Genomic DNA, 8,788 nt, shown 5'->3' on the forward strand with positions numbered 1-8,788 from the left:
CCCCGCCGCCGGCCGCCTGCCTGCGCCGTTGGGAGTAATCGGTGGCGCGCCCATACCCTGGTCGAGGGGCCGAGCCGTACCGGCCGGTGCTCCCGCCTCCACACGAAAGGTGCCAACCGGCGTGGCTGACCGTCTGATCGTCCGTGGCGCACGCGAGCACAACCTGAAGAACGTCTCGCTCGACCTTCCGCGCGACTCGCTCATCGTCTTCACCGGGTTGTCCGGCTCCGGCAAGTCCTCGCTCGCCTTCGACACGATCTTCGCCGAGGGCCAGCGCCGTTACGTGGAGTCGCTGTCCTCGTACGCGCGGCAGTTCCTCGGCCAGATGGACAAGCCGGACGTCGACTTCATCGAGGGTCTGTCCCCGGCGGTGTCGATCGACCAGAAGTCGACGTCCCGCAACCCCCGCTCCACGGTCGGCACGATCACCGAGGTCTACGACTACCTGCGGCTGCTCTTCGCCCGCATCGGCAAGCCGCACTGCCCGGAGTGCCGCCGGCCCATCGCCCGGCAGTCGCCGCAGGCGATCGTGGACAAGGTGCTCGCTTTGGAGGAGGGCAGCCGCTTCCAGGTGCTGTCGCCGCTGGTGCGGGAGCGCAAGGGCGAGTTCGTCGACCTCTTCTCCGACCTGCAGTCCAAGGGCTACAGCCGCGCCCGGGTGGACGGCGTCACGGTCCAGCTCTCCGACCCGCCGACGCTGAAGAAGCAGGAGAAGCACACCATCGAGGTGGTCGTCGACCGGCTCACCGTCAAGGAGAGCGCGAAGCGCCGGCTGACGGACTCGGTCGAGACGGCGCTCGGCCTCTCCGGCGGCATGGTGATCCTCGACTTCGTCGACCTCGACGAGGGCGACCCGCAGCGCGAGCGCATGTACTCCGAGCACCTGTACTGCCCCTACGACGACCTGTCGTTCGAGGAGCTGGAGCCGCGCTCGTTCTCCTTCAACTCCCCCTTCGGCGCCTGCCCGGAGTGCACCGGCATCGGCACGCGCATGGAGGTCGATCCGGAGCTGATCGTGCCGGACGAGGAGAAGTCGCTGGACGAGGGCGCGATCCACCCGTGGTCGCACGGCCACAACCGCGAGTACTTCGGCCGCCTCATCGGCGCGCTCGCCGACGCCCTGGGCTTCCGCACCGACATCCCCTGGGCCGGCCTGCCGCAGCGCGCCCGCAAGGCCCTGCTGAACGGCCACCGCACGCGGATCGAGGTCAGCTACCGCAACCGCTACGGGCGGGAGCGGTCCTACACCACGGCGTTCGAGGGCGCGGTCCCGTTCGTCCGGCGGCGGCACGCGGAGGCCGAGAGCGATTCCGGCCGGGAGCGCTTCGAGGGGTACATGCGCGAGGTGCCCTGCCCCTCCTGCGAGGGTTCGCGGCTGAAGCCCCTCGTGCTGGCGGTGACGATCCAGGACCGCTCGATCGCCGAGGTCGCGGCGATGTCGATCAGCGAGTGCGCCGACTTCCTGCGTGACATGAAGCTCACCGCGCGGGAGAAGACGATCGCCGAGCGGGTGCTGAAGGAGGTCAACGAGCGGCTGCGCTTCCTGGTCGACGTCGGCCTGGACTACCTCTCGCTCAACCGCGCGGCCGGCACGCTCTCCGGCGGCGAGGCCCAGCGCATCCGGCTGGCCACGCAGATCGGCTCCGGTCTGGTCGGCGTGCTGTACGTGCTGGACGAGCCCTCGATCGGACTGCACCAACGGGACAACCACCGGCTCATCGAGACCCTGGTCCGGCTGCGCGACCTGGGCAACACCCTGATCGTCGTCGAGCACGACGAGGACACCATCAAGACCTCCGACTGGGTCGTCGACATCGGCCCCGGCGCCGGTGAGCACGGCGGCAAGGTGGTGCACAGCGGCCCGTTGAAGGAGCTGCTGGCCAACGAGGAGTCGATGACCGGCCAGTACCTCGCCGGCCGGAAGTCCATTCCCACGCCGCGGGGGCGCCGGCCGGTCGACGACGGCCGCCGGATCACGGTGCACGGGGCCAGGGAGAACAACCTCCGGAACATCAGCGTCGAGTTCCCGCTCGGCGTGCTCACGGCCGTCACCGGTGTCTCCGGGTCCGGAAAGTCCACCCTGGTCAACGACATCCTCTACACCCACCTCGCGCGCGAGCTGAACGGCGCCAAGGCGGTGCCCGGTCGGCACACCCGGGTGACCGGGGACGACCTGGTCGACAAGGTCGTGCACGTCGACCAGTCCCCCATCGGCCGCACGCCCAGGTCGAATCCGGCCACCTACACCGGCGTCTTCGACCACGTCCGCAAGCTGTTCGCGGAGACGATGGAGGCCAAGGTCCGCGGCTACATGCCGGGGCGCTTCTCGTTCAACGTCAAGGGCGGCCGCTGCGAGAACTGCTCCGGCGACGGCACCATCAAGATCGAGATGAACTTCCTCCCGGACGTCTACGTGCCGTGCGAGGTGTGCCACGGCGCCCGGTACAACCGGGAGACGCTGGAGGTCCACTACAAGGGGAAGAACATCGCCGAGGTGCTCGACATGCCGATCGAGCAGGCGCTGGAGTTCTTCGAGTCGGTGCCGGCCATCGCCCGCCACCTGCGCACGTTGGACGACGTCGGTCTCGGCTACGTCCGGCTGGGGCAGTCCGCGCCGACGCTCTCCGGCGGTGAGGCGCAGCGGGTCAAGCTCGCCTCCGAGCTCCAGAAGCGCTCCACGGGCCGCACGGTCTACGTGCTCGACGAGCCCACGACCGGCCTGCACTTCGAGGACATCCGCAAGCTGATCAAGGTCCTGGAGAACCTGGTCGACAAGGGCAACACGGTCATCGTCATCGAGCACAACCTCGACGTGATCAAGACCGCGGACTGGGTCGTCGACATGGGGCCCGAGGGCGGGTCCGGCGGCGGTCTGGTCATCGCCGAGGGCACGCCGGAGGAGGTCGCCTCGGTGCCGAGCAGCCACACGGGGAAGTTCCTGCGGGAGATGCTGGGCGAGCGGGTCAGCGACGCCGCGTCCCAGAAGGCCGCCGGTACCAGGCGCGCCACCGGCGGACGCGCCGCCGCCGGACGCGCCACCGCCGGGAAGGCCACGGCCCGCAAGGCGGCCGGGGGCGGCACCGCGAAGGCGGCTGCCCGGCGTGCCTGACCGGGTCGTAGGCTTGTCGACCGTGACCGAACACGACTGCCCCCGCCCCTCCCGTCGGACTCTTCTCTGCGGCGCGGCGGCCGCCCCGCTGGCCGGCCTCGCCCTGACCGCCTGCGGCGGCGACAGCTGGCCCCGCAGCCCGGAGGCGGAGACGCGGGCCGTCACCCTCGGCGGTGACGCCGGCGAGGTGCCGGTCGGCGGCGCGAGGATCTACCGGGAGGATCGGCTGCTGGTGTCGCAGCCGAAGCAGGGCGAGTTCCGCGCGTTCAGCGCGGTCTGCACCCACGGCGGCTGCGTGCTCTCCTCGGTGCGGGAGCTGGAAGCCGGCTGCGGCTGCCACGGCAGCCGCTTCGACGCCGTCAGCGGCGCCGTCCTGGAGACGCCGGCCACGGTCGACCTGCCGGAGTATCCGGTCACGGTCTCCAAGGGCCGGCTCGTCGTCGGACCGGGTCGCCGGGAGGGCTAGGGTCTGTCCTGCGGATCGGAGCGGGCCTCGCCCACTCCCAGCTGATCCCCAGGATGGTGTCCCGCACCCGTTCCTCGGCCAGGTGGACGCTCGGGTAGCGCCCGTCCAGAACCAGCTCCCGCCGGTCGCCCGCCGGGGCTCCGGCGGAGGAGCGGGTGAAGCGGTGGCAGCGCACGGGCAGGTCGTCCGGGTCGAAGCTCACCTGGAGCACGTACTGGCCGCCCGAGTAGCTGAAGCCGCGCACGTACTCCCGGCTCTCCCCGGCGGTGCCGTCCTCGACGGTGTAGCCGATCAGCCGCGTCTCGCCCGCCCGGAGCCGGGCGTCCAGCAGCAGCTCCGCCACGACCACCCCGGCCGCCCGGTCGCCGCGGACGTGTCCGACCCGGCAGTTCTCGTCCGCGCGGACCGTGACCCGGTCGGGGTCGCATCCGGGGTCGCCGACGTGGATGGCCAGATAGCGGTCGACGCCGTCGCGATGGGCGCGCAGCAGCTGCTCCGAGCGGCGGCGCAGCAGTTCCCGGCGGCGGCCGATGGTGACCCGCTCGAGCTGGCAGAGGCTGTGCACTCCGCCGTCGTGGGCGGCACCGAGATCGGCGAGGATGGCGGCGATCGGCGCGGCGGTGTCCAGGAGTGTCCGGTAGGGGCGGGCGGCCGGAGGGCCGCCGGGCGTCGGGCGCAGCAGGTCGGTGAGAGCGCCCCGGGGGAGCTCCAGCACGTCCTCCAGCGCGCCGACCGCACGCAGGGACTCGGCGCGCGCGGGGCGGCGCTCACCGCGCTGCCAGTAGCTGAGTGTCGTGACGCCGACCCGCACACCGCGTTCGGCGAGCCGGTGCCGCACCCGGCCGAGGGCGAGCCCGCGCGCGTTGATGGCGGCGCGCAGCGCCTCGTGGAAGGGGCCCGTGCGCAGCACCCGCGCAAGCTCGGCGGGGAGTTCGGCGCGGCGTCCGGCGGCGCTGTGAACGTTCACCTCCGTCGCCTCCTCGCGCGTGGTCGGGGCAGGCCGCCGGGACGGGACGTTCACATCGTCCGCCGGGCCGTTCACATCCTTGTCCCACCCCGCATTGAAGCCTGTTGACGCGTGTTCAACAACTGCTGATCCTGTACCGCGACGTCCCAGGGGCGACCGCCTCCCCACGGCGGTCAGGGACGTCCGTAACCCCCCACCCTCAGGCCAACTCACCCGTTCACCGGGAGCATCGCCATGCCTCTGTCCCGAACGCCCGTGTCCCGAACCTCCGTGTCCCGAACGGCCTCCGCGCGCGGTCGGCTCGCCCTCGTGGCCGCCGCCGCGGCGGTCCTGGTCGCTGCGCCCGCCGCGCCCTCGGCGGCGGCAGCCTCCACCGCGTCCACCGCGTCCACCCCGGCCGCCTCGACGCCGGTCCTCGCCGCGTCGGCCGCCACGGCCGACTCCCCGCCGACCACCGCCGCCTGGCGCAGGCTCAACATCACCATGCAGGCCCAGCAGTACTCCAACTGGTGCTGGGCGGCGGCCGGCAACACCATCGCCGCCTACTTCGGCAGGTCCCACAACCAGAACGCCTTCTGCAACGCCGCGTTCAACCGGGCCCAGGGCACCTCCTGCCCCAACAACCAGGCCACCCTGGGCCATGTGCAGAACGGCCTCTCATGGGCCGGCATCCGCCCAGGCTCCTACGTCAACGGCTGGCTGCGCTACGACACCGTGCAGTCGGAGATCAACGGCAACCGGCCGATCGAGACCCGGATCGGCTGGCGGTCCGGCGGCGGCCACATGCATGTGATCTACGGCTACGACACCGCGAGCAGCCTCGTCTACTGGGGTGATCCCTGGCCGTCCTCGGACCGCTACAACTGGGCCTCGCACAGCTGGTACGTCAACAACAACTCGTTCGCCTGGACCCACTCGCTCTACCGGATAGGAGCGTGACCGCGATGGCCGCCACACGCCGTACCTCGGCCGGGGCGCTGGTCGCCGCCGCCGTCACCGTCACGCTCGCGTTCGCCGCGCCCGCCGCCGCCGACGGCCCGAACGTCCCCGAGCAGCCCTCCGCGGCCGCGCTCGCACGGGCCGAGAAGGTCTCCGGGGACAAGCACACACTCGGCACCCTCGCCCGGTTCTTCGCCCACGACGGCCGGATCAGCGCGGAGCGGGCCAGGCCGCGCGTCACCGGCCCGGTCGTGCCCGTCCATCTGCTGTCGGCCGACTTCGTGGGCGGACGAGCGGACGCGCCCGTCGCCGAGTTGGCCTATCTGGCGGCCACCGCCGTGGCCGCCGACGGCAGCCGGGCGTCCGTCTGGTCCGCCGAGCAGGCCGGCACCTGGCGGGTCGTCAACATCGCCTCGGGCGACGACGAGGCCCGGTACGCGGCGGCCGGCGAGAAACTCGCGCCCGGCGGCACGGTCTTCCTGGAGCCGCAGATCAACGCCTGGTACGTGCTCAGCGGCAAGCGGGTCCTCCCGCTGAACAAGGACGCCGAGCAGGCCGTCGGCCGGGCGGGGGTGACCCTCGACGCGTACCGGGAGCGGGTGCGGGCGGCCTACGGCGACCGGCAGCCCGGCTCGCGTTACGACCGCGAGGGCTACGCCGGTGGCTTCGCCCCCGCCGCCGACTCTCCGGAGGGCGGTGGTCCGACGGCGGCGCAGGCCGGGGCGGTGACCGCCGGCTCGCTGGGGCTGCTCGGCGCGCTGCTGCTCGTCCGCCGACGCCGCCACGGCTGACGCGCCCCGCCCGGGCCGGTGAGGCACCGGCCCGGGCGGATGCGTGCGTCAGGAGCGGGCAGGAGCGTTCAGCGCCGGTCAGGACCGCAGGCTGGGCCGGTCGGCCTCGTCCTCCACGACGGCCGCCGGCTCCTCGACGGCGGCCCGGCGGCTCGCGTAGAGGCTGGTGACCGTGGTGACCAGCAGCACGGCCCCGATGACCGTCAGGGAGAAGGCGATGGACACCTCGGGCACGTGCACCCCGGCCTCGTGCAGGGCGTGCAGCACCAGCTTCACGCCGATGAAGCCGAGGATCACCGAGAGCCCGTAGGCGAGGTGGACCAGCTTCTTCAGCAGACCGCCGATGAGGAAGTACAGCTGCCGCAGTCCCATCAGGGCGAACGCGTTGGCGGTGAAGACGATGTACGGGTCCTGGGTGAGGCCGAAGATCGCCGGGATGGAGTCGAGGGCGAAGAGGACGTCCGTGGTGCCGATCGCCAGCATGACGATCAGCATCGGCGTGATCAGGCGCCGTCCGTTCTCCACGATCGTCAACCGGGTGCCGTGGTAGCGGTCGGTGGAGGGGAAGCGCCGCTCCACGAGCTTCAGGAAGCGGTTCTCCTCGTACTCCTCCTCGGAGTCGTCCCCGCGCGCCTCCTGGATGAGCTTCCAGGCCGTCCAGATCAGGAAGGCGCCGAAGACGAAGAAGATCCAGGAGAAGGTGGAGATGAGGGCCGCGCCCATGGCGATGAAGCCCGCGCGCAGCACCAGCGCGATGAGCACACCGACCATCAGTACGCGCTGCTGGTAGGCGGCGGGCACCGCGAACTTCGCCATGATCAGGACGAACACGAAGAGGTTGTCCACGCTCAGCGACTTCTCGGTGACGTAACCGGCGAAGAACTCGCCGGACGCCGCCGGGGTGCCGAACACGAAGAGCCCGGCGCCGAACAGCGCGGCGAGCACGATCCACACGATCGTCCAGATGCCGGCTTCCTTGATCGACACCTCGTGCGGCTTGCGGCCCCCGATGAAGAAGTCGACAGCGATGAGGGCGCACAGACCGACCACGGTCAGCACCCACACGTACAGGGACACGTCCATGAAGGAACTCCTCCGGCTATCCACGCCGGAGGTCTCTTCCGCCCGGACCGCCCGGAGATCACCGGGACGGCGGGCCGGCGCCCCGGGGCCGGATGGCCGGGCCCGTACTGACGGGGACACCGCGTGTAGGGAGTACTCCCCTCCGCAGGGCAAGAGTACCCCGCCGCCGCCGCACTCGAACCTGTGGCGTCCGCCACGCTCCCACCCGGCGCGGAGCTCCGCCGCCGTCCCGCCCGGGACGGCGGCGCCTCAACGACCGTAGCGGCGGCGGGCGTCGGCCACCTGGCCCAGCACCTGCGGCAGGATCCGGCTGCCCGCCGGCACCAGCGGCGGCTCGTACGTCCAGGCGTGCCCGATCCAGGGGTCGGCGAGGTGGTCGTCGCTGACCGGACTGATCCGCAGCAGCGAACGCCACAGCGGGTCGAGCAGCGGGCCGTAACCGCTGGACTCCTCCCGGTCGGCGACCATCATCAGATGGACGCCGACCGCCGGGCCCTCGTCGGCGAGGTAGCGCAGCTGGGTGACCGCCCGGTCGTCGAAGCCGTGCGGGAAGTCGTGCACGACCAGCAGCTGCTCGGCGGTGTCGATCTCCGGCGGCAGCGAGTCCAGTGCCCGGTTCCGTACCGCCATCTGCACCAGGTCGACGCGCTGGGTGAGCTTGGCCAGCAGCTCCGCGACGCCGGAGGCGCCCCGGGCCGGGGGCCCGCCGAGCAGACCGCTGTCGGTGAGCGGCGCGTAGCCGGCGGCGTGCGCGCCGGCCGCGTCGATGATGTGCACGGTGAGGTCACCGACGGGGTAGACGGCCAGCAGTCGGCCCGCGACGGCGGTCGCCAGCTCTCCGGCGAGTCGGCGCGTCTCGTCGGGTGCCACCAGCGCGGCGGCCTGCGAGGTGCGGCCGGCGTCGATCCACAGGCCGCGTTCCAGCGGCAGCCGCATCAGCATGGGAATCCGCAGGTCGGCCCGTTCCGGCAGGCTCAGATCGCCCAGCCGCACGGCCATCGGGGTCTCCATGGGCACGCGGTAGCCGTGCCAGACGGGGTTGTCCCAGCGGGCGAACTCGGGCGGCAGCGCCGGTTCCACCACCTGGGACTCGGCCGAGAGCTGCGCCAGGTCCCTGTCGAGCACGGCCCTGGCCCGTTCGACGAGCTCGTGGTGCCTGGCGCGGGCGGCGGACCGCGCGGTGTCGGCGGCCGGACCGGAACGCGCCGCGGGGTCGGCCAGTGCCTGGTCCAGTTCCTTCTCCATGCGGGAGTCGGCGAAGTCCACCGCGCTGCGGTAGGCGGCGACCGTGCGGGCCAGGTCCTCGAACATGCCCCAGACCTGGTTGTAGAGGCGTTCGTTCATCGACCAGCCGCTGGCGTCGCCCGCCACCGGCTGGGCCGGCCGGCCGGGCTCGGGTTCCGGTGCGACGGGCGGCGGCGGGGGTGGGGCGG

At 72.2% G+C, this 8,788-nt stretch carries 7 protein-coding genes; 4 read left to right on the top strand and 3 right to left on the bottom strand.

Annotation, left to right across the window (positions count from 1 at the left end; all coding sequences use genetic code 11):
* Positions 1-121: 121 nt before the first annotated feature.
* The gene (gene uvrA, locus FNX44_RS19595) at positions 122-3,109 is read left to right on the top strand and encodes an excinuclease ABC subunit UvrA (RefSeq protein ID WP_143649676.1); all 2,988 of its coding nucleotides are present in this window, start codon (positions 122-124) and stop codon (positions 3,107-3,109) included.
* 22 nt (positions 3,110-3,131) lie between these two features.
* Positions 3,132-3,575 carry a QcrA and Rieske domain-containing protein gene (locus tag FNX44_RS19600; protein WP_143649678.1) on the top strand — a complete coding sequence of 148 codons (444 nt, stop codon included), beginning with the start codon at positions 3,132-3,134 and terminating at the stop codon, positions 3,573-3,575.
* Here the strand turns inward: FNX44_RS19600 and FNX44_RS19605 are convergent.
* Positions 3,523-4,542, bottom strand: a complete 1,020-nt coding sequence (locus tag FNX44_RS19605) for a hypothetical protein (protein ID WP_323369506.1) — start codon at positions 4,540-4,542, stop codon at positions 3,523-3,525. The genes FNX44_RS19600 and FNX44_RS19605 overlap by 53 nt on opposite strands.
* Before the next feature lie 234 nt (positions 4,543-4,776).
* Between FNX44_RS19605 and FNX44_RS19610 the strand changes: the two genes are divergently transcribed.
* Together FNX44_RS19610 and FNX44_RS19615 are read left to right on the top strand one after the other, a co-directional pair.
* Entirely contained in the window at positions 4,777-5,481 is a 705-nt protein-coding gene (locus FNX44_RS19610) for a papain-like cysteine protease family protein (protein ID WP_143649680.1), read from the top strand.
* A gap of 5 nt (positions 5,482-5,486) precedes the next feature.
* Entirely contained in the window at positions 5,487-6,272 is a 786-nt protein-coding gene (locus tag FNX44_RS19615; protein WP_143649682.1) for a hypothetical protein, read from the top strand.
* A 78-nt stretch (positions 6,273-6,350) separates the two neighbouring features.
* On the opposite strand, the gene FNX44_RS19620 is transcribed toward FNX44_RS19615, so the two are convergent.
* Together FNX44_RS19620 and FNX44_RS28130 are read right to left on the bottom strand one after the other, a co-directional pair.
* Positions 6,351-7,355 carry a TerC family protein gene (locus FNX44_RS19620; protein WP_143649684.1) on the bottom strand — a complete coding sequence of 335 codons (1,005 nt, stop codon included), beginning with the start codon at positions 7,353-7,355 and terminating at the stop codon, positions 6,351-6,353.
* A 249-nt stretch (positions 7,356-7,604) separates the two neighbouring features.
* The coding region (locus FNX44_RS28130) for an export associated protein (RefSeq protein ID WP_143649686.1) at positions 7,605-8,788 on the bottom strand (1,184 nt) is incomplete at its 5' end.

This window comes from Streptomyces alkaliterrae (genome assembly GCF_007097205.2).
Taxonomy (GTDB): Bacteria; Actinomycetota; Actinomycetes; order Streptomycetales; family Streptomycetaceae; genus Streptomyces; species Streptomyces alkaliterrae.